Annotated in this window: 26 protein-coding genes and 1 pseudogene; 24 read left to right on the top strand and 3 right to left on the bottom strand. The window is 41.9% G+C overall.

Going from position 1 to position 25,020, the window contains the following annotated elements; all coding sequences use genetic code 11:
• Positions 1-4 precede the first annotated feature (4 nt).
• The 17 genes from KIO97_RS23605 to KIO97_RS23685 all read left to right on the top strand — a co-directional run bounded on the left by KIO97_RS23605 (position 5) and on the right by KIO97_RS23685 (position 13,473).
• Positions 5-664, top strand: coding sequence for a hypothetical protein (locus tag KIO97_RS23605; protein ID WP_373417337.1), 660 nt, complete (start codon positions 5-7; stop codon positions 662-664).
• A 3-nt stretch (positions 665-667) separates the two neighbouring features.
• A complete protein-coding gene (locus KIO97_RS23610; protein WP_045373078.1) occupies positions 668-886 on the top strand; it encodes a FliM/FliN family flagellar motor C-terminal domain-containing protein in 219 nt (72 codons plus the stop codon).
• Positions 887-1,170: 284 nt separating this feature from the next.
• Positions 1,171-1,719 carry a winged helix-turn-helix domain-containing protein gene (locus tag KIO97_RS23615; RefSeq protein ID WP_285384094.1) on the top strand — a complete coding sequence of 183 codons (549 nt, stop codon included), beginning with the start codon at positions 1,171-1,173 and terminating at the stop codon, positions 1,717-1,719.
• Positions 1,720-2,343: 624 nt separating this feature from the next.
• A complete protein-coding gene (locus KIO97_RS23620; protein ID WP_285384095.1) occupies positions 2,344-2,610 on the top strand; it encodes a hypothetical protein in 267 nt (88 codons plus the stop codon).
• A gap of 340 nt (positions 2,611-2,950) precedes the next feature.
• Positions 2,951-3,640 (top strand): flagellar type III secretion system pore protein FliP, encoded by a 690-nt coding sequence (locus KIO97_RS23625; protein ID WP_306417233.1) that lies wholly within the window; start codon positions 2,951-2,953, stop codon positions 3,638-3,640.
• A 1-nt stretch (position 3,641) separates the two neighbouring features.
• Entirely contained in the window at positions 3,642-4,325 is a 684-nt protein-coding gene (locus KIO97_RS23630; protein ID WP_285384097.1) for a type III secretion system apparatus protein VscT2, read from the top strand.
• Positions 4,318-4,572 (top strand): hypothetical protein, encoded by a 255-nt coding sequence (locus KIO97_RS23635; protein WP_285384098.1) that lies wholly within the window; start codon positions 4,318-4,320, stop codon positions 4,570-4,572. Before KIO97_RS23630 ends, KIO97_RS23635 begins: the two co-directional genes overlap by 8 nt.
• Positions 4,562-6,034 carry a secretin N-terminal domain-containing protein gene (locus KIO97_RS23640; protein WP_285384099.1) on the top strand — a complete coding sequence of 491 codons (1,473 nt, stop codon included), beginning with the start codon at positions 4,562-4,564 and terminating at the stop codon, positions 6,032-6,034. Before KIO97_RS23635 ends, KIO97_RS23640 begins: the two co-directional genes overlap by 11 nt.
• On the top strand, positions 6,034-7,296 hold the full coding sequence (vscN2, locus tag KIO97_RS23645; RefSeq protein WP_285384100.1) for a type III secretion system ATPase VscN2: 1,263 nt from the start codon (positions 6,034-6,036) through the stop codon (positions 7,294-7,296). The genes KIO97_RS23640 and vscN2 overlap by 1 nt, the downstream gene beginning before the upstream one ends.
• Positions 7,250-7,651 (top strand): hypothetical protein, encoded by a 402-nt coding sequence (locus KIO97_RS23650; RefSeq protein WP_285384101.1) that lies wholly within the window; start codon positions 7,250-7,252, stop codon positions 7,649-7,651. Before vscN2 ends, KIO97_RS23650 begins: the two co-directional genes overlap by 47 nt.
• A complete protein-coding gene (locus KIO97_RS23655) occupies positions 7,651-8,277 on the top strand; it encodes a hypothetical protein (RefSeq protein WP_285384102.1) in 627 nt (208 codons plus the stop codon). The genes KIO97_RS23650 and KIO97_RS23655 overlap by 1 nt, the downstream gene beginning before the upstream one ends.
• On the top strand, positions 8,264-8,497 hold the full coding sequence (locus KIO97_RS23660; RefSeq protein WP_285384103.1) for a flagellar biosynthetic protein FliQ: 234 nt from the start codon (positions 8,264-8,266) through the stop codon (positions 8,495-8,497). Before KIO97_RS23655 ends, KIO97_RS23660 begins: the two co-directional genes overlap by 14 nt.
• Before the next feature lie 36 nt (positions 8,498-8,533).
• Positions 8,534-8,914: a hypothetical protein gene (locus KIO97_RS23665; protein WP_285384104.1), complete on the top strand. Its 381-nt coding sequence runs from the start codon at positions 8,534-8,536 to the stop codon at positions 8,912-8,914.
• Between the two features lie 118 nt (positions 8,915-9,032).
• The gene (locus KIO97_RS23670; protein WP_285384105.1) at positions 9,033-10,100 is read left to right on the top strand and encodes a hypothetical protein; all 1,068 of its coding nucleotides are present in this window, start codon (positions 9,033-9,035) and stop codon (positions 10,098-10,100) included.
• Positions 10,101-10,529: 429 nt separating this feature from the next.
• Positions 10,530-11,408, top strand: a complete 879-nt coding sequence (locus KIO97_RS23675; protein WP_285384106.1) for a hypothetical protein — start codon at positions 10,530-10,532, stop codon at positions 11,406-11,408.
• Positions 11,409-12,013: 605 nt separating this feature from the next.
• Positions 12,014-13,003 carry a hypothetical protein gene (locus tag KIO97_RS23680; protein ID WP_285384107.1) on the top strand — a complete coding sequence of 330 codons (990 nt, stop codon included), beginning with the start codon at positions 12,014-12,016 and terminating at the stop codon, positions 13,001-13,003.
• The gene (locus tag KIO97_RS23685) at positions 13,000-13,473 is read left to right on the top strand and encodes a tetratricopeptide repeat protein (protein WP_285384108.1); all 474 of its coding nucleotides are present in this window, start codon (positions 13,000-13,002) and stop codon (positions 13,471-13,473) included. Before KIO97_RS23680 ends, KIO97_RS23685 begins: the two co-directional genes overlap by 4 nt.
• Positions 13,474-13,673: 200 nt before the next feature.
• Here the strand turns inward: KIO97_RS23685 and KIO97_RS23690 are convergent, their stop codons facing one another.
• Positions 13,674-14,111, bottom strand: coding sequence for a hypothetical protein (locus tag KIO97_RS23690; RefSeq protein ID WP_285384109.1), 438 nt, complete (start codon positions 14,109-14,111; stop codon positions 13,674-13,676).
• Between the two features lie 442 nt (positions 14,112-14,553).
• Positions 14,554-15,333 carry a hypothetical protein gene (locus tag KIO97_RS23695; protein ID WP_285384110.1) on the bottom strand — a complete coding sequence of 260 codons (780 nt, stop codon included), beginning with the start codon at positions 15,331-15,333 and terminating at the stop codon, positions 14,554-14,556.
• Positions 15,334-15,949: 616 nt separating this feature from the next.
• On the opposite strand from KIO97_RS23695, the gene KIO97_RS23700 reads away from it, so the two are divergent.
• The gene (locus KIO97_RS23700; protein ID WP_285384111.1) at positions 15,950-16,912 is read left to right on the top strand and encodes a hypothetical protein; all 963 of its coding nucleotides are present in this window, start codon (positions 15,950-15,952) and stop codon (positions 16,910-16,912) included.
• A gap of 364 nt (positions 16,913-17,276) precedes the next feature.
• Here KIO97_RS23700 and KIO97_RS27075 read toward each other — a convergent pair whose 3' ends face one another.
• Positions 17,277-17,510, bottom strand: a complete 234-nt coding sequence (locus tag KIO97_RS27075; RefSeq protein ID WP_373417338.1) for a transposase — start codon at positions 17,508-17,510, stop codon at positions 17,277-17,279.
• Between the two features lie 77 nt (positions 17,511-17,587).
• On the opposite strand from KIO97_RS27075, the gene KIO97_RS23705 reads away from it, so the two are divergent.
• From KIO97_RS23705 to KIO97_RS23730, 6 genes and pseudogenes are all read left to right on the top strand, one after another.
• Entirely contained in the window at positions 17,588-18,745 is a 1,158-nt protein-coding gene (locus KIO97_RS23705) for a hypothetical protein (protein WP_285384112.1), read from the top strand.
• A gap of 983 nt (positions 18,746-19,728) precedes the next feature.
• Entirely contained in the window at positions 19,729-20,961 is a 1,233-nt protein-coding gene (locus KIO97_RS23710; protein WP_285384113.1) for a hypothetical protein, read from the top strand.
• 1,565 nt (positions 20,962-22,526) lie between these two features.
• Positions 22,527-23,540 (top strand): integrase domain-containing protein, encoded by a 1,014-nt coding sequence (locus tag KIO97_RS23715; protein ID WP_285384114.1) that lies wholly within the window; start codon positions 22,527-22,529, stop codon positions 23,538-23,540.
• A gap of 2 nt (positions 23,541-23,542) precedes the next feature.
• On the top strand, positions 23,543-23,881 hold the full coding sequence (locus KIO97_RS23720) for a hypothetical protein (RefSeq protein ID WP_285384115.1): 339 nt from the start codon (positions 23,543-23,545) through the stop codon (positions 23,879-23,881).
• Between the two features lie 165 nt (positions 23,882-24,046).
• Positions 24,047-24,258, top strand: a pseudogene (locus KIO97_RS23725) (hypothetical protein); the annotation flags it as partial.
• 160 nt (positions 24,259-24,418) lie between these two features.
• Positions 24,419-25,020: type I restriction-modification system subunit M N-terminal domain-containing protein (locus KIO97_RS23730; protein WP_285384116.1), on the top strand; the 602-nt coding region annotated here is incomplete at its 3' end.

The following is a 25,020-nucleotide window of genomic DNA, read 5'->3' on the forward strand; positions in this document are numbered from 1 at the left end:
AAATATGTCAATGTCGCAGATCGTAAACTTTTCTGATTTAGAGTCGATCTTCTCTAAGAAAGCGTCCTATGCAACACTGGAAACCATGATCTTAGATCAGCCGTCTGTGCAGAAAATGGTGGACGCTAACCAGAGTAGTAACAGTGGTTCACAATCGGTGTCTCTATTCACCCCGGGGGCTGTCGATCCTTTAGATCTGATTGACCAGATTTTATCTCAGTATATTGAAACGCAAACTTCCCATGCGGATGCGATGGCACAAGAGATTGAGGTGATGTCTAATGCGGTTGCTGAAATCAATCGACTATGGGGACTGGTAATGCAGGAAACTCTGCCAAATACTGACCCCAACAGCAGTGATAAAACACCACTTCTTGGTGATGATTACCTAGAACAAATAGACAGTTATATTAAAAATGATTTGGGTGATTCTCGAGGGATTTCGGTCATTACGGGAAGTAACTTAGAGAACACCAAAAATATGTCGGTGAGTTATGGAGAGCTTCAAGAAATGAACGCAACCATGACGGCATACTGCGACACCATCCAAGTGGATTTGGACACCAAGCAGCAAGAATTTAAGAATGTTATGACCGAAATATCTTCGGCCCAAGAGGAAATTCGGGATGTTCGTAGAGCGATTGTCGCCATTACACAGGGGTAAATCATGAAAATTGCTATCGATGTGGTGATCGGTCACACCTCGTTAACACTCGAACAACTAAATCAGTTGCACAAGGGCCAGGTGAAGCCGTTGACAGATTTTGTTCAGTCTTCGGTCATGCTGAAAAGTGGGAACGAACTTATCGCCACAGGGACCCTGATCAAAGTCGATGAAGGTTATGGTGTGTTGATAGAAGAAATTAACCCGCTAGTCCATGGATAATCGATAGAGAGGTAGGGCTTAGGCGCTGCCTCTTTTTGTTTTTTGAGGGTTTTACATTCTTTTAGAAGGAGGTTTCATAATCTTTCTCATAATTTTCTCATCTCTTTTTATGACAAATCATGCAATATGAACAGCATCATATCGTGATCTGGTTGCAGACACATCACGCAGTGGTTTTGTCGTGAAAACAGACGCTCTCATCTCTCATCAAAGGCAATATGGGACGCTGGGTTCAAACACATGACTGCACATCGACAATGTAATGACGGTAAGAAGTGAAATTTATGGTTAGAAATTATGTACTAGGAAACCAGATAGTTTTTGACGTGCTTAAACGGGAAGTGGCCTCACCTGCGCAGACGCTTACGCTTGGAGGACGTGAAGCTGAAATCCTGAAATTGCTCTGCATGCACACCAACGAGGTGATAAGTAAAGAACACATGCACCGAAAGGTGTGGGGTAAAGTGTTAGTCAGTGAAACATCTCTCACTAAAGCCATCTCTAACCTGAGGAAATCTTTGGCTCGATTAGAGTCTTTATCGTGTGAGATCAAAACTATCCCTAAAGAAGGCTACATGCTGATCTGTGAAAGTGGCAGCGTGTTTGAAGCCTCTGGAGAAAAGACGCCAGCGTTTAACATTAAACAGATAAACAATGAGAAAGCATCACTTGAGCGCACGAAGCGGGTGTCCTGTCAGTACAGTAACGCTCTTGAGCCTACGTTACCCACAGCACATTACTCCGCGGTCACTCGACGACATTTTATGACCCTTTTTGCTTCGTCACTCTTAGCCTCTCTCATGACGGGGGTGATCCTTTTATTGCTCAAATAGTACAGCGGCGTCAGTGAAGTTAATGTTTTCATCACGTCGCATTGCGGGGGCCATTACAATGGCTGATTTATTTGCCAGCATCTAAGCCAGTCTGAGCGATGAAAGGAATTCATCGCTATCCAATCCGGTTGAGTTTCCTCGACGTACTTCCTTTATTTTCTCATTGTGGGTCAGACTTTGATGCGGACTATCGTAATAGACGAGAACCGCCTTTATTCTCCAACCTTATACTCCTTCATAAGCAGATACCATCGAAGGCATCGGTCAAATCACAATGCCTTCCAAGGTGGCCGCGTGCACGGTAAAAGGCTTGGAAGGCTTTCCCTTAACGTGTGGGGGCGCTCAATAGATGGTCGAGCTTGTATGGCATGTTGAAAAAGCAGACAAATGCTTGGGCGAATGACTAGGCGTGTCTGCCAGAGAAATTCCTAATGTAAGCTAGCCTTCACCGGAAAGAACCGTCACGTGAAAAGTTGTGAAAATTTGGCAAAGTCGGAATTTATCACATTTGTTCACTTTATCTTGTTGGTGGGATGGGGTTGAATTGTGTTTGACGCAGAACACAGCACGTAGAGCTGTAATTGTTCATTTGATTATCTGATATACACACTAAGGAGAAATATCATGATACACGTAGGCCCAGAACCAATCGATAATCATCTCAGCATAGACGATGTTGCAAATTCTTTTGAAGGCTTTATTTCCAAGGCTGATGGAGATATTAACGACTTCCTTGCGAAGCATACTAAAGATGGTCAACTGGAAATAACAGCACCTGAATCGTTGGAGCTTCAAAAACTGATGGCCAACCAAAGCATCGCGGCGCAAGCGGGAACGTCAACCCTTAAAGGGGTGAAAGACTCCATTGCGGCTGCGGCTCGTAACATCTAGTTTTAATTACAAAGGTGATAATTATGTAAGGTATTGATATCGATGTTGGTCCTTTATATATCGGAGGGCTAACTACGGCGGATGTCGCCGATTCTTTTGAAGGCTTTATTCCACGGCTGATGAAGATGTTGAGAAGTTCATTGCGGACAATACCAATGCAGATGGTGTACTGGAAATGTCAGCATCTCAATCGTTGGAGCTTCAACAGTTGATGGCCGACCAAAGTATTGCAGCGCAAACGGGGACGTCCACTCTAAAAGGGGTAAAGACTCTATACGGCTGTGGCTCGCAACATTTAACTGTCGCAGGGCTAGTGCCCTGCGACCCATTCGGTGTGACCATGATAGATATCTTGAATCCAGACAATGCCTTTTCTGGGGCCAATTTAATTGTTTTATTGGCTTTAGTTTTGGTGTCGACCGTATTGTTTATTTGTTTTTCAGGGTTTGTGAAATACAACATTGTTCTGAACATCATCAAAAACGCGGTGGGGACACAACAAATACCGCCTTCCATGGTTGTGAATTTGCTGGCCGCATTGATGGCTTTGAACAGCATTTGGCCTGACATTACTCCGGGCTTAGAGAGAATTAAACCTTATTTCTCTAAACAACAAGAGGAGCAAGCTTTCCCCTTGGACATTCAGGAAATACAAAACAAAGACCAGCCTCAAAATATTACCATGTACTACTTGGTCTCTCACATATTTGAGTACTTTCCTGAGTTGCTAGAGCGGGCAAAACACAACACAGAGACGTTGACGGATATGATAGAGCTACCCCTCAACTTTGACAGCAGTGCCGATACGTTTAAGTACTTTCTCGGTAATTTGATTTTGGATCTGTATCAAGGTTTTGAAATGGGCCTAAAGCTCTACATGGTATTTGTCAGCATCGACTTTTTAATCGCGGTGGTATTGAGCGGCGTAGGGATGACGATGCTTTCTCCAACCGTTATTTCGACTCCGATCAAACTAGCTATTTTTTATTTTTCTGACAGTTGGACCATGTTGTTTAGGGCGTTGGGTTAGCATGGAGGCCCTATTATTTCCCAACTGGACGTTGTTTGCGGGATTGTTCCTGTTTTTGAAAGTGTACGAGCCGACCCGACTCTACTTAGACAATACCTGTTGTTTGGCTATTGCCATCACCTGCGCGATGTTTGTGGACCATCAATTGGTGTTTAATGAGCTTCACTTGGGGTGGGTGGTTGCAGTGGTGATGTTTGCCTTATTGATGTCGGTTCCCTATCTGTTAGGGGGCATGGTAGGCAGTGTCATCCAGCAGTTGCTGCTACTGAATGAACAATCGGTGCAAGACAAACGTTTTACGGATGAATCTGAATCTTTGGCAAAGATCAGCAGTTTGTTGATGGTGTATTACGCCTTAAATGACGGGACTTTATTTTGGCCGCTGCTGCAATTGTTGAATGCGCCAAGCTCCATCGCGTTGCAAACTGATTTTGCTCAGTTGTTTTTTTTTATCACAGATAGCTTAGGCATGTTGGTCGTTGTGTCGGGTAAATACATTGTACTCATGATCGTGACCACTGTGTGTTGCGGGTATGTCGACTTGTTTTTTAAAAAGGCATCCTTGTCCCAGTTTGTGACGCCCAATGTCAAAGCAGTGCTGGTGGTGATTTTGTTAAACCTCTGGTTTTTAAACGACCAGTTCTACGTTTTTAAACAGTTAATGCAAAAGGTAGGGTATGAATAACATACAAACGCAAGGCCTTCGTCAATCAAGCAGCGTGTTGGAAGAAACCTCTGACTTTGAGGCGATGATACATGAAGTCGCTCAAATTGCAGACATCTCAGAGGGTGATGAAACAGATAATTCAGATGAGGTTCTCAGTGACGAGGAATTAGAAGAAATCATTCTGGAACCGACCATCATCAATCAAATCATTCGTCAAATGAAACAAGACGAGCAACGATTAGAAGAGATTTTCGATGAAACTTAAAATATGGTTGTGTGCGTTGTGCATACTGGCAGGCCCTGTCCACGCCAACGTTTTTATCAAGCAGCAAGACATGAATGTCGGCCAAGCGTTGGCCGCCATCGCGAAAGACATGAACCTGAAGCTAGTGGACCAATTAGGAAGCGAGGCCGAAAAGCAGGTGATTTCACGCCCTCTGTCGGGGGAAGGCAAAGAGTTACTGTTAGAATTGTCGCAAGTCTATGATTTTGATTGGTACATCTATGGCAGTACACTGCGCGTGCAGTATGACCAAGCGTACATTAACTATTCTTATCGTCCAAAGAATATTCAACCTAGCGCCTTGCTTGTTGAGTTAAAAAGCACATTTGTCACTAGTACGACAGTCAAAATGGCCAGCGTCGAACGGGGGCACTCAGTGCTGTTTTCCGGCCCCCGGGAATTTGTGAATGACGCGGTCAGTTATGCGGCTATGGTAGACAAAAACCAATTTCTGGAAAATGAAAATAATCTTGAACTGGCTCGGATCAATTTTGATTACTTGTCAGTGGTTGACCGAAGCATTGAAACCTTTAATGGGGCCGTTAACTTTCCGGGTGCGCAGTCGCTCATAGCTGCGGCCATCACGAACATTGGCCAGTTTAAAAACGTTAGCGATCAACAGCTGTTAGAAAAAGCCTATAAGGTCAAGCTCAGTGACGGAGAAAAGCAGGCTCTCGAGGAGGAGGAAAAAACTTCGAAAGTTCAGGTGCTCCCTTCTATTAACGCGCTCTTAATCCGTGGGACTCCCGCGGAAGTGAAACTGGCAAAACGCATTGCAGCCCTCATAGACATCAAGAGCCAGCAACTGCTTTTTTCTCTCAAGGTGTATGACGTTGCGGTAGACAGAGATGAAACGCTAGGTCCTGACAGTGCATTTCTTAACGGCTCCCAAGGAATCTACGATGTGCTTTCTCTTCCGTTCAGTGACACCAAAACGTTCTTGAAAGGGTTCCAAGCGACAACCTCCAACGGTATGGCTCGTGGTGTGTATGAGACGAACTTATTAGTGTTGGAAAACCAACAAGGTCATTTCGGTCGTAAGGAAACGGCTACCATCAGCTTGATCTCGGAAAAACAGGTAGAAACGCAAAAGATCGAAGCGGACAATGGTGTCTATGTTACGGGCCGTTTACTTCCTTCTGGCCGAGTTCAGGCAAAGGTAGAATATAAAGAAGAAAGCCTTGATGATGATGATGATGACGCATCTAGTCAGTCGGTTGAGCCCCCAAAGGTTAGCTCTCAATCCTTAGAGTCGGAAGTCTACATTCAACCCGATCAAACGGTAATTTTAGGCGGGTTTGATAATACAGTGACACAGTCTACTGAAGTGGGTGTCCCCGTTTTATCTAGCATTCCTTTGTTGGGCTTGCTGTTCAAGAACACCCATGAAACCAAGCGGAAGTATAAGCGATACATATCCATTTCTTTTCAGGTGATTGAGTGATGTTCCAGTATTACTTTAAAGTCAAAGAGTCTTGCCAAGATACGGTGACCTGCCAAGCCGCGATCAATACCTTTGTCGGTCAAGAATGTTTCATACATACAGTCGACGGACAACGTGTTCGCGGGGAAGTCGTCAAGGTAGTCGGAAGTCGAGTGGAAATTAAGCTCCTACAGCCGGGCGCTATAAAACGGGGCGGCAAAATTGAGATCACGCCAAACCGATTTTGTTTCCCACTCAACGAGCAAGCGTTGGTCGGCAAAGTGATCAACTGTTATGGACAAACGCTTTATGGTGAAGATTATCTAGACCAACCGGGAAACTATCTGGACTTACCAATTGCCGTTGAGCCTATCCCATTGGCGATGCGAGCACCAATAGAGGATGTATTCCCAACAAAACTGAAGATCATAGATGGCCTGTTCACTATCGGTGAAGGCCAGCGCCTAGGACTATTCGCCCCTGCAGGTGCGGGGAAAACAACCACAGTGTCCATCATGGCCAACAATATGGACGCTGATGTGGTTATCTTTGCAATGATTGGCGAACGGGCTCGTGAAGTCGTGGAGTTTCTTGAAGGGGAAATAGGGCCAGAGGTGATCCAAAAATCCATCACTATTGTCTCGACGTCTGAAGCAAACCCTCTAGAAAAAGTTCGTTCCGGACTGGTAGCGGTCTCGATCGCGCGACATTTCATGGAGCAAGGGAAAAAAGTCGTCCTGTACTTTGACTCATTGACACGTTTTGCTCGAGCGCAGGCAATGCTCGATGGAACGCCGATTGAAGGCGGTATTCCTATTGGGGTGTCTTTAGCCTTGTCGCGTTTAGTTGAGAGCTGTGGTAACTCCATACGAGGCTCTGTAACCGGTATTTTCACCGTCTTGATTGAAAAGGAAATTGATAATGATCCGATTGCCCATGAAGTGAAGTCATTGATTGATGGACACTTGGTTTATTCAACAACCATAGCGTCAACAGGCCGTTATCCGGCAATTGATGTATTGAAAAGCAAAAGTCGTTTGCAAAACAAAGTCCAGGACAATGAGTATGTTCGCATGTCAGAAGCCATCAAAGACATGGTATATCGGTATTTTAATGTTGAGCTCTTGATTCGGGTAGGGGAGTACGAAAAGGGCAATGATTTAGAAACCGATGAGGCGATTGAACGATATCCCCACATCATTGAATTTCTGAAGCAGGGATTTGACGGAGTGGAATATGAAGAAACCCTCGAAGCAATGGGGCGAATTTGGTCAGCTCATTGATATTATTGATATTCGTATAGGCAAGCAGCAGCGCAAGCTCGTCAAACTCAAAAAAGAAAAACAAGCGCTAGTGGCTCAAATCCAAACGCTGTGGGATAAGATTGAGCAAGAGCAAATCGTACTGAAGACCCTTGGTTTACGAGATGAAAATGACGCATTGCAACGCCTGTTCTTACGTCGAGAAGATTGTAAGTCTCACATTGAGTCGTTCTTTTTTGATGTTTCGATAAAGCAACAAAAAGTCGAAACATTAACGCTGGAAATAGAAACCACCGAGGCGAAGAAAAAGCTGCTGGAGAAGCGAAAAGATGCACTAGGAGAGCTGCGTGAGCTGATCAGAGATGAGGAGCCATAATGGAAGTTATACAAGCAAATTTGCCGCTGAACACGTTCGCCGAACGTGATGACTTTGAAGCAGAAATAGATGCGATAACTGACTCCACAGATGGCGAGACCGAGGAGCCATGCCGCGATGACGATAAGGTCAACCGACTAGTGGAAAGACAGCGCCTAGTCAAAGAAGTTGCAAGAGCACAAACGTTTGGCCGCCATCAGCAGAAGAGGCGCATCTCGCTGCAGTCGCCACGCAAGCTTGAAGCCACGAAACCTCTTCGATGTCAAGCTGATGCGGGCGAGCGACACAACCCGTCCTCGGTTTACAACCTTGCCTTCATACAGACACTCATGCCGGGGATGATCGATGTCGACGCGGTCGCCAAGGAGACTAGCCCAGTAGCCACTACAGGAATGAAACCGCCAACTGTGACCTTAATGGAACGTATGCAGACGTGGCGAGTTGAAGTACAGCAGGCCACTAGCTATCTTCCAGTGATACCACATTTTACATTAAGTGCTCTGCTGTTTCATCAGGGCCAGAAGCTCAAAAGTTATCGCGTGTTACATCAAGGCAAGTATTACCTGTTTGAATTTGAAGGGGAAGATATGAAAGAGTATTGCGAGATCGATCATGACCGTGCTTGATGTAACCGCTGCTTGTTTAGATATTGTGAAAGGCGCGATCATTATTTTTTCACTCAGTTTTGTGGTGACAGGGGTGCTGGTCGGGATGTTGCAAACGGTGTTCAGTGTGCAGGACCCCGGTTTACCGATGGCATCAAAACTGGTGGTATTCATGGTGTTGTTGACTCAGATGGGCGGCAACATCTATGAACAATTTCATATGTTGTTCCGGCAGTTATGAATGTTGGAACAATGTGCGTTTGGGAGTAGAGAGGAAATGTTTTTGAAACAGCTAAGAGAGATCGTCTTTAAATCATTGGTAGACAATTTAGGAGTAGAGCCTGCGTTACTGTCTCGGGTTCAAGGCAATGATCCCATCGTCATCGAACTGGAAGGGGGAGACGATATTTATGTGTATTTTCAGGAAAAAACGTTACAGACCTATATTGAGATGCCCTTGAAAGACCGCAGGGTCCTTCCTCTGAAGGCCTCAAAATTCATGGAAGCACTGACAAATGATGAGCAGCTATTTATGAATGTTCAGCAAGATAAGGTCGTTGTCTTTGCTGAATTAGGCGCAGACATGATGCACCTTGAGCGTCGATTGTCTGAGAAACTAGAGACATTCAATAAGTTAGCGCATCAGTTGAGAATGTAGATTTATTGGTGAGTCTTTCCGCTGATACGAGTAAGGTTTAACCCAGTTATTCGTAGGGCAGAGAGGGCTTGCCAATAATGATCACGCACATCGTAATGATTAAACAAAGGTACCTATTTTGAGGATTAATCACCCCATAGACACTAAACCGATTCGTGACCATCGCCCCAGCACCCAACTAAGTTTTGACGTTAAAACGATACGATTGTCAACCAAAGCGAAACAGAAAGTCAACGCTATCTTAAATTTTATTGGGCTGCGTTCTGAAAAAAAGGCCACCAGTAAACTTAATAAGGTGTCAGTGGCTACTAACGTAAACTACTCTTCAATAAATGAATGCAATAGCAGTGAAATAGTCCGAGTGCCGTCAGAGCGTAACAGCAAACCGCGTCAAGAAAGCATGAAAGAGTCTTCTGGTGTTGTACAGTTGCAGCGGTCATCAGCGTCAGCTATTGCAGAACATTTGCCCTCGAAAGTTTTATCCAAGAAAAACACAATAGCTCATTTATCACCTGAGAGCTCTGGGCGTGTTGAGAGCAACACCATGCCATCACCTATAAGCCATTCGGCTACTAAAACGTCAAATTTGATACGTCAGTTTGGATTTGACGTTGAGAAAACTGTACATCACAAAGTGTCGCCAGATGAGCCCGCAGAGGTTCAGACTAACGAGACCAAATGTAAGGCTAACGCATCGCTAGAAAATAGTCAGGTTTCTTCAAGCCAACCGTTAATCGAAACAAGTGTCGTGTCAAAAGAAGCCAATATTGAAGGTTTATCTTTGTCCTTTAAGGAAAAACAAAAACTTGTAGAACGTAAACTGAAGAACGGTCCAAAGACTCCTGCAGAGGCGTCGATTAAACAACAAAAGGAAACACGAAATAAGAAAACATCGCCCCCTAAGACGAGTGTACCTGATGCGCCGTCACCAACTACACTCCAAGTGTCGTTGAAACCTGGTGTGATCCCGCCGCCGCCGCCGCCGCCGCCCCTAGGTCTTCTGTCAGGCCCGAATAAAGTGTGGACAAAAAATGTTTGGGCACCAGTTGATGTTGGAGAAACGCCATCAGGAAACAAAAAAAATCATGTGGTATCTGCAAAGAAATATATCGACGAACATAGAACGAAAGAAATGGATAGCATTAATGATGAATTAAGAAAACTATTCGAGAGTAAAAATAAATAAGGGAGACACTCAATTTTTATAATTTAATACCCTGTGTCGGGAATAGTAAATTTGGCGATATGCACAGCAACAACGAGTTGTGAGGGAATGTTTTTGAAACAGTTAAGAGAAACTGTTTCTCAATCACTTGGTAGATAATTTTTAGGCCAAGCTTGAACGAGTGTCCTGAGAGTATCACCACACTTTAATAACTATTAATCTGGCGGGAGTGAAAGAAATATAAGCTTATGTGCTGTAAAAAGCTTTGTAGACCTATATTGATATGCTTTTTATCCTGTTATTCATGAGCGAAAAATTTGAACCTTAATTTACTCACTGTAACGGAGGATGCTCTAAGTTGGGCATTAATACTAAATGGGTATCTCGAATAGAATTACGACTCATCATTCATTAGATGAAGCTGTGATATGCAAATTAAATAATAGAACGGTGTCTGAAAAAACCATAAAAAAAATGGTTAAAAAAATAGCTAATGTATCTGACCCACAAGAAAAACTGGCAGCCCTAAAATCTGCTTTTGATGTTGCCAAGAAGATACAAGGCAAACAAGCTAGAGAAAAAGTTACCTTTCTTCTAAAAAGTAATATTGACTTGCTTATACCGCGCACTTTACCTTCAACATGTCCTGATCATAAAATTGCTCATTTAACTTCGGTCGCGGAGGTTGGGGTATTGTCTAAGTCTACAGGGAAACGTGTTGCAAAATGGATGGAAGATCTTCCATTAATTGAAGAGGCGATAAAGTTAAAGCAACCAAACTTAGCGGACCTTCCAAAACTCAACGCCGTAAAAGGTTTTAAGGGTGACTTCAATTTCAATAGACAGAAGATCTTTAGAAACTTCGTGTCAGTAGAGCCTGGAGTTTTAGCTAGAGGATCTGCTCCTCATTATAATAAAGTCGACAGTTCCCAAAAAATGTCTGCTGACGCGATTAATTTTCTGAAGGGGCAAGGTTTTAATCAAGTTATAAGTCTTAATTCGATTGAACTCAGTAACGCAGAAAGGAGTGCTTTGGCAAAGTCAGGGATAGAATATATTCACATAAAAACAGATGATTTTTCAGTCCCAAATAGAGAGCAATTATTACAAGCGGTAGCGTCCATGAAAGGGAAGAATACTTATGTATATTGCGGTTATGGTGCAGGAAGGACAGGAACGTTAGTATCTGCTTGGCAAATATTAAATAACAAGGGAACTTTAAGATCATCTACTGTTGAAAAAGAAGAACAACTAGTCATGTTAATGGATATAGATAAAAAACAAGCGATATCAAAAAGCATTGAAAGACTTGATGTCTGGCGCCCATGAGGCCAATTGTTTCATTATTAATCTTTTAATGTTAATAAAAGTTTTTTCTTTTAAGTTATGCTGTTACTAAGGGGTATGAATATGGAGTGTTTTCAGTTAGTTTTTAATTTTTTTAAAATTAGTGAAATCTAATTTGTTTACCTAAATGGGTAGGAATCTAAGCTGATCGTTATACTAATTTTTCCAAGTTACTTGTTAAATTTTATACGAATAAAATTCGAGGTGGTTAGTTTCATTTCTTTTCATCTTAATTCTAATGACCCTCAGTAATTGATGATTTACTATTTAACCACTAATTTAGAACAATGCTCACAAAATAAGTGGTCACGTGATAAACGCAGCATGGCTGAACGAAGGTAACATTTTCCCATAATTGGTATACCCACAGTCCCCATTTTTAATTAAGCAGGGTTTTGAAAAACGGCTGTCAAGGCCCCTGATTAATGAGGCAAAGGGTATTACCTGCTCAATGAAGTTAAGGATAGGGTAAGTAAAGGCCTCTTCGAAACTTTCATCAGTTATGTCGCTAGTAAGCCCAGCTAAGATAGGTATGTTTACACTTAGCTTTCATTATTAACGCCGCTCAACCAGAGATTTGAACAATCATGAACGCAGATATTTATCCATTAAGTTATAAAACGTTAAATTTTAATGATGGCTGTTCAGAGGCCGAAACTCAGCCATCAATAAGGGCTCTTGTTACAAGAGTAAATGTAGCTGGGCGAAATAGCCTTCAATCCCCTCCTCAAGCTATAAGAGTTGCCGATCAAAAAATTTCCAAAAGCAAGAATTTCTTCAGTCCTAACTACAACAAAATCACAGATGTGAGTAGTTTCGAATCTACTAAAGACATTACCCCATTACGTTCCAAAGATGAAGCGGCCTCTGATCAAAGTATTGTTCAAGCTTTAAAGGACTTTGAGGCAGTTGAAAACTGCGGTGTCCGACCAGATAAGTCAACTCATGTGAGTGCCACCTTTTTGCATAAGCTTAAAAAAGGGAACGTTGGGGAGGCAATTAAGAAGGCATATAATCGTTTACCGGGCGGAGTTTTGCCTAGTATCATAGGCTGTACACTCGGGAGCGCCGGATTCATTGCTGGAGCTGCTGCATGTGTTGCAACCGGGGGGGCAGCCCCTTTTGTCGCAGCGACTGTGATCGCTGGTATATCAGCTTTTATCGCAGCAGGTGATGCTTTACGCGCCTATCAGACTCGACATCGCAAAGAACCGTTTTCTAAGGACTGCCTAGGATATCTTATCAATAAAGTCGGTGGTGATAGGCACAGAAAGGTAGCAAATGGAATTTCTTCTGGTTTTCGTATAGGTTTATTTGCAGGTTCACTTATATGTTTTACAGCTAGTTCGGCACTGGCGGGAACTAGCTCTGGACATTCTGCTGTTGGGGCTTCCGCCATGGAACACTCAGCGGTATATGCTCCTCATTGGACGCATACCGTTGAAGGAGCAAGCTTGTTAGGAGAAGCATGTCTTACTAAATTTGAGCATCAGAAATCTGAGTCAAAACATAATGTGAGTGGACACCTAGATAACGCACATTTTGGTAATGAGATAGTGGAGTCGACGACACTATGATGTTGAACCTACATGAAGCATTAGCCAAAGTTAAACATGCTTTGGCGTCCTCGCCTGATTTAGAGCGGGATGAAGATACGCATGTTGCAAATTTAACTTATCAGCAAGGTGTACTAGCATTTGCTCAGAAGAATTATGAGGTTGCTTTAGATTTTTTTACTGCTTCGGTAATGCAGTTGCCGTTTAATGCAACTTATTTATTCGCGTTAGCAATGACTTATCATGCATTACATGATGAGAATGAAGCGATTAATTTCTATAATCTTGCATGGGTCTTTGAAGCGACAAATCCAGCGCCTTGCTTTCGTTTAGGACAATGTTACTTAACATTAAACAAATATGACGATGCTATTGAATCAACAGAAACGGCAATTAGACTTTCAAAAACGGACCGTGAACATAAAGAAATATTGGCGTTATCCCAGCAACTGCTTGTACATATCAAACTCCAGCAGCGCTCTCATTCCTAGGGATGGTTTAAGCTATTGCTACAAAGATGATCCTTTTCGATAGTATGGAAACTGTACGAACCTTAGTCGATATCTAAGGAGGTATATGGTTCACTCTATTCTGAGCGCAGAGTTTACCTGTAGGAGCTTGGTGTCATGTGAACCATATAATTAATCCCCAGCAAAAGCTGGGGATTTGTATAAAAGAGACAGGTTAGGCATTACTTTTTGGCAGGATGTAAGGCTTTGCCCGTTTTGTAGTCGTTGTTGTCCAGTACACCTACGAATAGAGCTCCTCCCAAATTCATGCCCGCACCTACCGCGCAATCAATTTTACCTCTTTGTGTAGATGCGTTTTTGGACGCATCTAGCCACTGAGCAGAAGACTCCGCAAATGCTGAGGTATTGGAACGATCTCCTCGATAAACCTCTGTTGCTAGCTGCTTGTAACCTTCGGCCTTTTGAATAGGAAAACTAGTGTGTTGATGAGAAATTAGGTTGTCATTCACTTGCCTAAGGCAGTGGGGAAATACTTGATTACTTTGCGCTTTGCGTGAAGAATAAAATTGCTGTTCTTGTTGCAAGTGCAGTTGTAACTGGTGACGCTCAGGTTGAACAACTGTTGGTATCTCATTGTGATGGGTGAGCGCCTCTCGCACACTATGGTAAACTTCTTTGGGAATATGACTTAGGCGCGTGGTTGGATGACTCCCTATGGTCGGAACGACTTCCTTGCGAACGCCTTTTTGTGTACTGTTGATGTCTTCGCGAGCTTGTTTTTCAATTGCATACTCAGGGGGAAAGCCCTGCGACCTTCCCGCATCAAAATCTTGACTTTAAGTCGTTTATTTAATCAGGGTATCGAGGTATTCATTGATCCTGAAAGCCAGGAGGGGCTGCCTACATGGCGTTTAGGAATGAGGTTGATAGCTCATCCCATGTTCATCGAGCGTGTTGTGGATGCCTGTTTCATGAAAAGCGACCATTTGGTGTGTACTATAAAATCTCAAGGAATCACCAGTGGTAAATGAATAAACATGGAAAAATAGGGTGTCTTCTGAAACAATTAACCAGACTCCTCGGTCTGTCAGCCTATTTAACCTATATCAATTCGATGTAACCGAGCGGAAAAGTACAATACGCGGAGAAAGTGTTGGCAATTTTTGCGTGATCGTTCTCGACGCCGTGTTCCATCATATATTCCTTTAGGGCACCAATAACTGAATTTTTGATCGGCAAGGGGGGCCTGACTCTGTTCAGTGAGGGGCTTGTGTGAATCCAATAACGAGCCCCTAAAAATTGATTTGTCTTTAGATGTTGGAATTCACTTCTGACGTTATCAATGCGCTTTTTGACCATAATGTTTCTCGGATGGCAGGCTATAACTGGCTCTGGTAGAGAGCCGTTCTCCTTCCCATGCCTACCAATGCTTTGATTGGCTATCTCCCCGAGCAGTGCCCATCTCTTATGACACTTTAGTTCATCAAACATTAACGGTTGTTTACAGGTCAGTGTTGCATCTGCGTAGACACCTCCGTACCAATACAGTATCTCGTCTCTCACAATGACCAATGCAGCTTCTAAGTCTTTTTTCATTACCTGATATTGATAGACATCCCAATTTATCATCCTTATATCTTGGCAACTTGAAACATCCTTCACTTGTACATTACTCAATGACTTAAAATTGTTAGCCAACTCATTGAAACGTTTTAAATCACTGATGACGCCTCCAGAGCGATAGTAACCTTGTGCTGCCATTTTGGGCGGAAAGTGAGCTAAAGTTGTATCGGCGTCCATTCTCTTTCGTTGGTACTCTGATGTCATGAGCATGTGCATTAGATTCGGTGTTCTTTTGACAATACGCGTATGTTTCTTCATTGCGCTATCATTCTTCTCGGACCTATTCTCACTTTGGTGGTCAGTAACAAAGTGTTTAGAGTCGACCCACAAATAGATCGTAGCAGTAGGGTTTTTATTTGCCCACTCGACAATTCTGTTGCGTTCTATCGCTTCGGGTGAAGCCGCGAACCATAGTAGGTGGATCTTATGTGGTATAGGACTAGTGCAATTCTCTGACTTAGTCAAGGTATTGGGGAAGGTTAGTTGAACTTTTGTCATCGGTCTGACTATCAAATTTCTAGTGTGCTGTTTAGGTAATTAATCATTACAGCATGACCTAGCTCTCTTGCTTACTCCAACGGTTATTTGTGGAATTTTCTGAAATATCGTGCCTCTTTGGTGGCTAGATAGTTAGGTGTTTCAGTCTTAACTTTCATGGAGGTGTTTGTCTAAAATAACATCAGCTTTGGCGTTCTTAATAATTCAAAAAATTTCATTGGTTAAAAAAAACTATATTGTTATCGTGGCCAAGAGTGATGATAGACATAAATTCATCAAACTTATTAATAACACAATTAGACTTCTGTTAAGCAATTGTTGAATATGTGATTGTTTTATTTTTAAATTAATCTATAAATATAGGAAACTCAAACTTATGCCTAATCGAATAAACTCATTGTTCAACACAAATGTGGGCAACACTCAATCCTCGTCAGGGACTAAAAGTAGGGTCGCCTTTGGTGTCCGCAGTGTAAGAAATGTTTGTTTAAATTCTCGTAAAAATGAAAAACAGGTTCCTCAAAGAATACACCATTTTTGGCAGGGGGATATTAGCAACCTAAAAAAACATTATGAAAACTTAGAAAAAGTAGCGAATAAAAACCCATCGTATAAAACTCAACTACATCTTATACCTACAAGAGCAGAGGACCTAAAGCTAGCCCAAAGTAAGTTACCACATGTTGAAGTCAAAGATTTAACGAAAGAGAAGTGGTTTTCGCAATTTAAACAAACGGATCGTTTCAAACAATTCCAAGCGTCAAAAAATGGTGAAAGAAGCCACTTAGCTTCGGGGGCTGACATCATAAAAACCGAACTGCTTGCACGTAAAGGAGGAGTTTGGAACGATGTAGATAATCCTCCATTAAAACCATTGCCGAAAAAATTGACCGTTTCGAAAGGTAATATGCTAACTGCTGGCCCTGTGGTTTTTAAGCGATGGGGAGGTGAAAAAGGGTTCCATTCGAGTACACTGGCGACACACCGTGAAAATAAAATCTTAAAGGAAATTAATAAGTCAAGTTATGAGAAATTTCAAGGTGTGGAGGGGGTAATCTATCAAAAGAACTCACAAACAGAGAACCCAGACAACCACTTTAAAATGATTTCAGAGACAGCGGGATCATTACATTTATCTCGGGAGCTTATAAAGAAAAATCCTACGATGAAGGAAGAGGTTGAATCTTTATTAGAAGAAGGAAAAAAATTTGGTGAAGGCAACGTAGTTATGGATGAGTTCTTTGAACCCACAGTCAGTACAGGTGCTGGAAAATTAGATGAAGAACAAGCCGAACAGCTAGTTGTACTGTTGAGTGATTCTGACCATGTCGTTATTTAATGCACCACTATATTTAAGTTAGTTTAGTGCGCATTATGTGGTCCGCCATTATGTTGAGTAGTTTGGTGTCACTACGATTGCGCCAGCGCTGACACCCTTGATGTTTAGCGATTTTAAAGTATCCCAGACGGTGTTTTTTGATGATGGGTATGCTTCATCGGTAGAGTATATTGGTTGATCTATCCATAAGACTGATGGTTGGAATGAGTCTTTTTATTGATATTGTCGACAAATCAGACTTCGGATAGAGCTCTCCCACGTGATGGCTTCGCCACGCCTACTCCGTGCCTCATTAACGAGCGGCTGTCGGCCTATTCCAGAATGGAAAACGGCAACGTGCAGTCGGCAACTACATAGAATGCACTCAAAGGGAACCACTCTTAAAAAACTTTTGATCATCTGACCGCATCGAATCGGGGGAACAGGCTCTGGGTGGCGCGCCATACCCAGAGCACTGTACTGCCGGTAACGTCTCTCCCACGACACTATTGGCCAGAAAACCAAAATAGCGGGTCATGCGAAAACCATGCTCAGGAGTGTGTTGCAAAAACCGTCTTATCAGCTCTATTTGGCCACAGTTTAGCATGCAATAACTCATCACTAATGTTCACTGTTGTTTTCGCTCGCTTTACCTATCCTCTTACTCTTTATTTACACAAAAGGTAATTTCACAACATGCTATCCGTTCATGACACGATGCAATGCATCCAGTATCCAACATACCAATTTGGTGGTGCGGAATCTCAACGCCACGCTATGATACTAAGTATCAAACGAATTACTAATGAACAGGGCAATGATAAAAAGAGGCTCGACGCCTTGAAGCAATTAAAAAAAATGGTGGATAGTGTCTATGCAGCTCCCCAAAAAACAAAGCGTGCTTGGATAGACAAAGACTCCGACACCATCAAAAAGATGTACCCAAAGCTTAAAGAATACAAAGTTGAACATAGGCTGAAGGAAATCCCAATGTCGGGCCATCATATTATTGGTAAATCAATGTTAACCAAGTTTTTGAGTAAAGCTGTTCAAACTGAGCGAGGTAGACAAGTCGCCGATGAATATTTGAAGGCTGTTGGTATAAAAGAGAAGCTCATACGAGATCGTCTTATTGAATCTGATATGTTATCTAATAACACTGTTAACCCAGAAGCACTCAGTGAGATGCTGAGTCAACCAGACTTGCCAGCGGAGCAGAAGAAAATCGAATCAGCCGTTGGAAAATTGCTGTGGCCTAAATGGAATATAGTTATGGGGCCGAGTAATAAGTACCGTTCTGATGATATGTGTAATGGTCAGGTACTCGACCTGTTTAAATCGAAGGGATGTGACCCTCAACTTGTAGAAGTTTCGAAGATTGCAGAGCGGATTTGGGATGCAATGAATAAGCTTGAAAGGCCCGATGATGAGGATGTCTTAGCCACTCTTGAAAAGGAGTTTAGGCTAATAGCGGGCAGCCCGTTAGCAGAAAAAGATGTGTATTGGTATCCACAGGAAGCAGATTGGAAGAAAAAAGAGTGTTCTGTTTTCAACCCTGCAACAAACCGAATTGAAAGCAAAGAGTTATGCTACAAGAATAAGGAGAAGGGAGAGACTCGAAATCCTAATGGGAGTTCCTATATTGCAAACAACTTGCCTTCTCGTTTTAGACCATATACGAATTTTGAAAATGAACTAATAGACAGCATTGTTCGCGCTGCTCTTGAGATCCCGTCTCACAAGCAACAAAAAGCGTTCATAACTGAATATGTGCAACCACTCATTAAAACGAGCCGTATCCTCGATGCAAGGGAGTACCAAATTATGGCTTGCAAGAAACAAGGGGCAGTTTGAACTCTTTTGTGTTCGAAATCTATTCATCTATGCAAAGTAACTCAACAAACAAAATATAAACCAGATTAAGATCGCAATCATTCTAAATAGGTCTGTATTTGGGGTTACATTACTCGGTTAGTGTTCTGTTTGAGGTCGATTAATCTCGTTTCTGTTTGTGTGTTTAGCTCTAGTTATGGAATAGATTTTATACTTAAAGTTTCTACGCTGAGATTTAGCTTTTACCTTCCAATTGGTAAACTAATAGGTAAGTGGGCACTATATTGTCTAGATGTCCACTTTTTGGCCTGTAGTCATGTAACGTGAAGTGACCAATTCGTAGCGGAGCTTTCGCAGATAACTTAATCAAAACACTCTTTTTATTACTCACTAGCGCCAGCTAAAGCATAAAGAGTGGAAGTTGTTCTTGAAATGTGGCCAATACTATCGATAAGTATGCCCTGTAGTTGGGCTAGCTTTGCTAGGTTGACTCCTAGTAAGGAAAGTGAAATAAAAATGGGGCTGTCGAGAGCTTGGGTGAGTAAGGAGGGGGGGATTTTCAAATTATATTTAGGCCCTCCAACAATCCTCTGAGACCTTTGGCTGAACAAAGTTAAACAGCGAAATGAGGCAGTATATGGTTGCTTCTAATAGTTATGAAACAAAGGTTTATCAAATACGACGAGGGGTCAATAAAACCTCTATTGTGGTGTGAACATAAACCCAAATATGGTCAGTTTGAGTCAACGGATGAGAGTAGATTGAAGGATGTGATCAGTTGTGAGGCTGGCTAACATCTAATTTCTGCTGACTGCGCGCTTGTCAATTCTGAACCTATCTCACTGTTAACACTGAGAATAGTAAGCGGATAGATAATAGTTAAACGTATAAAGTTTATATTTACATAATGAAATAAGACTTTTCAGAATATTTCAGAAATAATCTCTTGAGGTTAATGTTTGACCTTAGATGATAAGGTCTCTTTATTAAATGGAGAGTTACTTATGCCGAAAATATCTTTTCCTACAACCCCTTCAGACTCTTCTGTTCAATCTGTTTCAGTGGCAAGTAACTCTCCAAAAGGACAGCAGCCTTCCTTAGGCATCAAGTCAATCCGGAATGTTTCTGTTTTATTGGAAGCTACTCCTCCATCTCGGTATAGGTCCGGAATACATAAGTCAAAGCAAGAAAATGACACTAAAGTCATTGAAAAAGAGTATGGTTTTATAGCCCGCCCCCTACTTAAGAAGGGAGTAAATAGAGAGGCTTCTATTAAAAATGCGATCTCTCAGATTGGTTCTAGATTTGACCCTGAGAGTTTACTGTTTTTTAACTCACTTCAAAAGACAGCGGATAAGTATCGTATTGTTATTGGATTGCGATCTCCTAGCCCAGATGGACAGATAAATCTTCTTCAAGGATGTCCAACAAAAAACTTTCATATGAAAGCTAAGTCAGGTGCGTTAGGGTTTATTTATGAAGACCCAGATAAATCAAAGGTTCCTTTAGAAAAGAGAGATAAGCAACAACGAGCAATTGAAAACGCAAAACAAAAAGGGGCAAAAGCTATTGACCTAGTATTGTCTGCAGAGCAAATTCAATTTGCTATAAAGCATGGTAGTTTAAAAGGAACAGAAAGTCCCAACGTTTATTCCGTACACCTTCAAGGAAGAGATATGGGCTTTTATATTGACCCTAACGGTAGGGCTTTTGATTCTAAAGGGGCAGTAAAAGTGATGACTAATCCGCCAGAGTCTGATGGTGCAGCTTCAGAAGGAAAAGCGATTACCGCAGATTACGACTTGTTTTGTATCATACCTAGAAAGCAGCAGAGTATAAATCAGAGACCATTAGAAAGTCGTCCTCGATTTTTAAGAACTGTTGATTCTCACAATCAAAATATTCACAGCAAAATAAGAGCTCTAACTAATCCAGTCGAAAAATATGGAGAAGAGTCAAGAGATAAAGGGAATATTCATTTTTTTGCTGAAACGATTATCGAAGACCTAAATAACAATGTTGCTCAAGAAGGCTTTTCTGGAGGGAGATTATTCTGGCATAACGATGAAACTGGGAATCCATTTACACCTGGGTTTGATGCGTTAGATAAGCCTATATTTATCATCCCAAATAACCCACCTCAACAGTTTCATGATAAGAATAGCCTGATGATGTTTTATCGTGAGATTGAACTAGCAGGCTATAAGCCAGAATATAGCCCTATTTTCGGTTTTTAGTTTAAAGGTCAGAAAACTCTAAGCTCACTTGCCTTTAAAAAGCTACCTAAATTATAGGGAGTCTATTCGAGTATGTTTGTCATTTTAGTTTATTTTTTGGGGGAAAGAGACTCCAATTTCTAGGTACAAAAGTTTAAGTCTTTTATTGTGTCCATGTAGCGTATTTCTGTCTGTCATAGTAGGTTGAGAAAAGTGTTGTGTAAGCTGTGAAGTAAGCCTCTTTATATTTCATTCAGGTATCTCCTGTTACATCTGTGCCAGAAGCAATGTGTAGACTCTTTTCTACTTCCTGAATGTCTGCTCATTGCAAACTGACTGGTAAGTTTTAAAATCCGGTAAAGGCTTCTCTGTTAGTATCAATCACGGTAAAAGTACGAACACGAACAGTATTCGTGATACATATGGCAATTTCTACAGATCCCCAAGTGGCTTTCACGGTCATAGCTTTGCTTGTCATTCGTACGATCACCGGACGCTGACACGCCCACTAAGAAAAACAAAATTTTAAATGTCACCTTGACTGTGAGCCCAATACATTCAATGAAGACAATTGCCATGCTCTTACGTTCTCTTGGTTTTTGTGTGCTCATGTTTGCTCCTTACTCGGTTTTGATTTATCCAAAGCTTACCGAAACCTTCAGTCTCACAAGCCCCAAAACCTCAAAAGATTTCAATTCTTAGCGAAAATAAATGTCACAACGATAAGACTTGTGGCTGACACAAGTGGGACGCATGTAGTTACAGCGATATGGGGAAAGATCTATTTTTGAACCGACATTTTTTTCTCTAGTTCACTTGTGAGTACTCTTATGACGAACGCATTGTCGTTTAAATCTATCGCATATACGCATGTAAGGAGGAACATATGAAAACTGTACATTTTTCACATTGGCTTCAAGGATTCCTAACTCAAAGTGAGGCTCACAAAGTGCTTGCCAAGAGACCGAGAAAATAGAGTGTTTAGATGATTCGCAGTTACTAAATCCACGATACTTGCTTCGTCTAATTTAATTAGAGAAATTAGACGAAGAACGAAACATCGCCACATCCTTGGTGTGGTAAGAGATACCGAACTTGCTTGGCAGAAGTGTTGAGAAGTTCACGCACTATTTGGTGATTGAGAACGATAGTAGGCAAGACTATTTGGGCGCTACTATCCTAACTGCCAACTCAATACATAGTGTGAAGAGAATGAGAAAATATAGCCACTAGTGGAGGATGCAATAAGCCAAACTCAGCTGTCGACTGTGCCACTAGTTAGAACGAGGATGCAACAAGCCCTCAGGTCCACAAAGTGTGGAAAGCGTTCTAAAGGTGAGGATGCAATAAGCCCATTGACCTCATTATGAGGGAACACCGAAACCCATCGACGTCATCATTTATCGAAACGGCCCATGGCTGAGCATATGCGCTATATTTCTACTCTCTGAACATGTTTTCTAATTGGACTTGAACGGGTGCTAACCCAAGCAATGTTTACTGCATTTATTCTCCTTCAGGATAAAATCATCACCCGCTTTTTATCGACAATACTGAGCTTACTTCTCATTAAAGAGGAGTAAAAAATGCAAAAAAAGAGCTATATTGGGCATTTAACTAACACCCCGAGAGATTTCTCTAAGCCAAACTTCAACTTGGGCTCGAGGGACATGGCAAAAGCATTGATCAATGCCAGTTTTGAAAATCAAGGAGGCATAGTTACTAATACCCACAGGGCAAGGTTGCCCGCAATCAAACACTTCATTGACTTCATCAAAAGTACAACAAGCATCAAACGTCTCAACGAGGTTGAAAAACGACATGTTCAGTCCTTTGGAGAGTTTTTAAAAGACAATGTACAAGAAGAAGTATTCTCGTCTGCAACGGCTCGTGATTATCTATCGCATGTAAATCGCTCCCTCGCACAAGCGAGGGGGGATGAAAAGTGTGTGATTAATGCAACGCGCGACTTGTGCTTTACTCCTAAATCCGGGATTGCGAACGAAGATCGCTCTGTAAGTGAAGAGCTTCATGCCAAAGTGCTTGCTAATGTGACTCCGGAGGTTGGTTTTGTGATGCAATTGCAGAGACTTTTTGGCTTGAGGTTTAGAGAAGCTGCGCTACTTGATGCGACAAAGGTACTCGAAGCATTACATCAAGGCTCAGTTCCTATGTTGGTGAAAGGTACTAAAGGAGGGCAGCCGAGACCTTTGGCAGATATTTCTGATGAAAGATATCAATTACTACTGCGGGTTGCAGAGTTCCAACATTCTTTGGATCACGATTCTCTCGTTCCTTCTCATTTGTCGTTAAAGGCCTTTCAAAGCTATGCGTGGCGTCAAACTAAGTTGGTCGATGCAAAGTATGCCAGCCATGGCGAGCGAAAGTATTGGGCTTGCAAAACGTATTTTAACGCAATGAATGTACCTTGTCCGGTTCAAGCTAGCATTGCTCATGGTAAAGCCCATCACCAATACATCGCTCAAGTACTCAATATCACTGAGAGTGAGGCTAAACAGCGCGATCAACTTGTTCGTTTTAAGATTTCTAAGTTATTAGGGCATCACCGAATCAATATCACTAACAGCTATTTGGGGTAAAAATGAATAAGCATACTCAACGCCAAATCTTGTCTGTAATGGCTCCGTACCAAAAGCGAGGGATCCCATACAGAGCGAAGCAAGTTAAGCGCTTGTTGATGATATTTGATGACATTTTTCGCCATGAGCCCTATGTCGCAGAGCAACTAAATCGAGTAGGTCGACGACAAATTATCGGGTATTGGGAGCGAAGTAAAGGAGACAGCGAGCAAGTTCGTCAAGAAAAGTACGCAATTTTGAAATGGTTTTTTGAGCATACAGATTTGAAGGTAAGAGTGCCGATCCCGAAGAAAAGAAGCATTAAATCACCGAAAAAATCCGATGAAATGAGATCTAAATAACAAAAATCAAAAACGTATAAATTAATGTATAAAAAATCTAATTAATGATGATTTTTTGTTTTAAATCATTTGGTTAAGACTTTTGTTTGTAGTCCTCACTCACCGCCACATTCTAAAGCCCCAGCAGAAATGCTGGGGCTTTTTCGTTTCTGAATCTCTCCTAACTTCTATAACCGTGAACAGGGGATGTACTTTGCTGGTGGCAAAGGCAGCCCACAGAGCAAGATAGAAACTTTAGCCATTTATACCTGATAAAACATTCGTTTGGTGCACTACCTGAAGAGGTGGAAAACTTGTTTGACGTTTATCACTTAAGGCATCGTCTACCAACCGTAACACCTTATCCATTTAAGCATCTAAGTGAGTATGTTGAGATGAGCGTTTTAAACCTTGATAGCAGATCAAACCAAGAGGCTAGTAGCGAGCAGAAACCAATGTTTTATTCGCTACTAGCACCAAAAGTCAGTAAAATCCTGCCCAATTATCCCTATTGTTATTGTTTGAATTTCAAGCAACTATCGTTTTAAGAAGAATATTATGGACCACTCAGTACATAACAAACTCGTTTCATTTATTTGGTCGATTGCCGACGACTGTCTTCGTGATGTCTATGTTCGTGGTAAATACCGCGACGTTATCTTGCCTATGGTGGTGCTACGCCGTCTGGATACACTTTTAGAGCCTTCAAAGGAAGCGGTATTGGAAGAAGTTAAATTCCAAACAGAAGAGATGAATGAAACTGAGCTTGATGATGCACCATTGTGCGCTGCATCAGGTTATGTTTTCTACAACACGTCTAAGTGGACCCTGCAAACGCTGTTCAATACAGCGACCAATAATCAACAGATTCTGCTGGCTAACTTTGAAGATTACCTCAACGGTTTTAGTGACAACGTAAAAGAGATTGTTGAGTGTTTTAACCTGAAAGCTCAAATCCGCCACATGGCAGGTAAAGACGTTTTGTTAGATGTGGTAGAGAAATTCGTCTCGCCATACATCAACTTAACGCCAGAGGTGAAAGAAGATCCTGAGGGCAACAAACTGCTAGCTCTTAGCAACCTTGGTATGGGTTATGTTTTTGAAGAGTTGATCCGTAAATTCAACGAAGAGAATAATGAAGAGGCGGGTGAGCACTTTAC

Origin of the sequence: Vibrio sp. B181a (genome assembly GCF_030248375.1) — a bacterium.
In the GTDB taxonomy this organism is placed as follows: domain Bacteria; phylum Pseudomonadota; class Gammaproteobacteria; order Enterobacterales; family Vibrionaceae; genus Vibrio; species Vibrio campbellii.

Coding starts and splice junctions, on each gene's coding strand:
- KIO97_RS23620 (WP_285384095.1), top strand. CDS start 2,344: ATGATACACGTAGGCCCAGAACCAATCGATAATCATCTCAGCATAGAC.
- KIO97_RS23635 (WP_285384098.1), top strand. CDS start 4,318: ATGAATAACATACAAACGCAAGGCCTTCGTCAATCAAGCAGCGTGTTG.
- KIO97_RS23710 (WP_285384113.1), top strand. CDS start 19,729: ATGCCGAAAATATCTTTTCCTACAACCCCTTCAGACTCTTCTGTTCAA.
- KIO97_RS23625 (WP_306417233.1), top strand. CDS start 2,951: ATGATAGATATCTTGAATCCAGACAATGCCTTTTCTGGGGCCAATTTA.
- KIO97_RS23610 (WP_045373078.1), top strand. CDS start 668: ATGAAAATTGCTATCGATGTGGTGATCGGTCACACCTCGTTAACACTC.
- KIO97_RS23640 (WP_285384099.1), top strand. CDS start 4,562: ATGAAACTTAAAATATGGTTGTGTGCGTTGTGCATACTGGCAGGCCCT.
- KIO97_RS23695 (WP_285384110.1), bottom strand. CDS start 15,333: ATGAAGAAACATACGCGTATTGTCAAAAGAACACCGAATCTAATGCAC.
- KIO97_RS23615 (WP_285384094.1), top strand. CDS start 1,171: ATGGTTAGAAATTATGTACTAGGAAACCAGATAGTTTTTGACGTGCTT.
- KIO97_RS23630 (WP_285384097.1), top strand. CDS start 3,642: ATGGAGGCCCTATTATTTCCCAACTGGACGTTGTTTGCGGGATTGTTC.
- KIO97_RS27075 (WP_373417338.1), bottom strand. CDS start 17,510: ATGAGTTATTGCATGCTAAACTGTGGCCAAATAGAGCTGATAAGACGG.
- KIO97_RS23680 (WP_285384107.1), top strand. CDS start 12,014: ATGAACGCAGATATTTATCCATTAAGTTATAAAACGTTAAATTTTAAT.
- KIO97_RS23660 (WP_285384103.1), top strand. CDS start 8,264: ATGACCGTGCTTGATGTAACCGCTGCTTGTTTAGATATTGTGAAAGGC.
- KIO97_RS23665 (WP_285384104.1), top strand. CDS start 8,534: ATGTTTTTGAAACAGCTAAGAGAGATCGTCTTTAAATCATTGGTAGAC.
- KIO97_RS23650 (WP_285384101.1), top strand. CDS start 7,250: ATGAAGAAACCCTCGAAGCAATGGGGCGAATTTGGTCAGCTCATTGAT.
- KIO97_RS23705 (WP_285384112.1), top strand. CDS start 17,588: ATGCTATCCGTTCATGACACGATGCAATGCATCCAGTATCCAACATAC.
- KIO97_RS23655 (WP_285384102.1), top strand. CDS start 7,651: ATGGAAGTTATACAAGCAAATTTGCCGCTGAACACGTTCGCCGAACGT.
- KIO97_RS23700 (WP_285384111.1), top strand. CDS start 15,950: ATGCCTAATCGAATAAACTCATTGTTCAACACAAATGTGGGCAACACT.
- KIO97_RS23605 (WP_373417337.1), top strand. CDS start 5: ATGTCAATGTCGCAGATCGTAAACTTTTCTGATTTAGAGTCGATCTTC.
- vscN2 (WP_285384100.1), top strand. CDS start 6,034: ATGTTCCAGTATTACTTTAAAGTCAAAGAGTCTTGCCAAGATACGGTG.
- KIO97_RS23685 (WP_285384108.1), top strand. CDS start 13,000: ATGATGTTGAACCTACATGAAGCATTAGCCAAAGTTAAACATGCTTTG.
- KIO97_RS23720 (WP_285384115.1), top strand. CDS start 23,543: ATGAATAAGCATACTCAACGCCAAATCTTGTCTGTAATGGCTCCGTAC.
- KIO97_RS23715 (WP_285384114.1), top strand. CDS start 22,527: ATGCAAAAAAAGAGCTATATTGGGCATTTAACTAACACCCCGAGAGAT.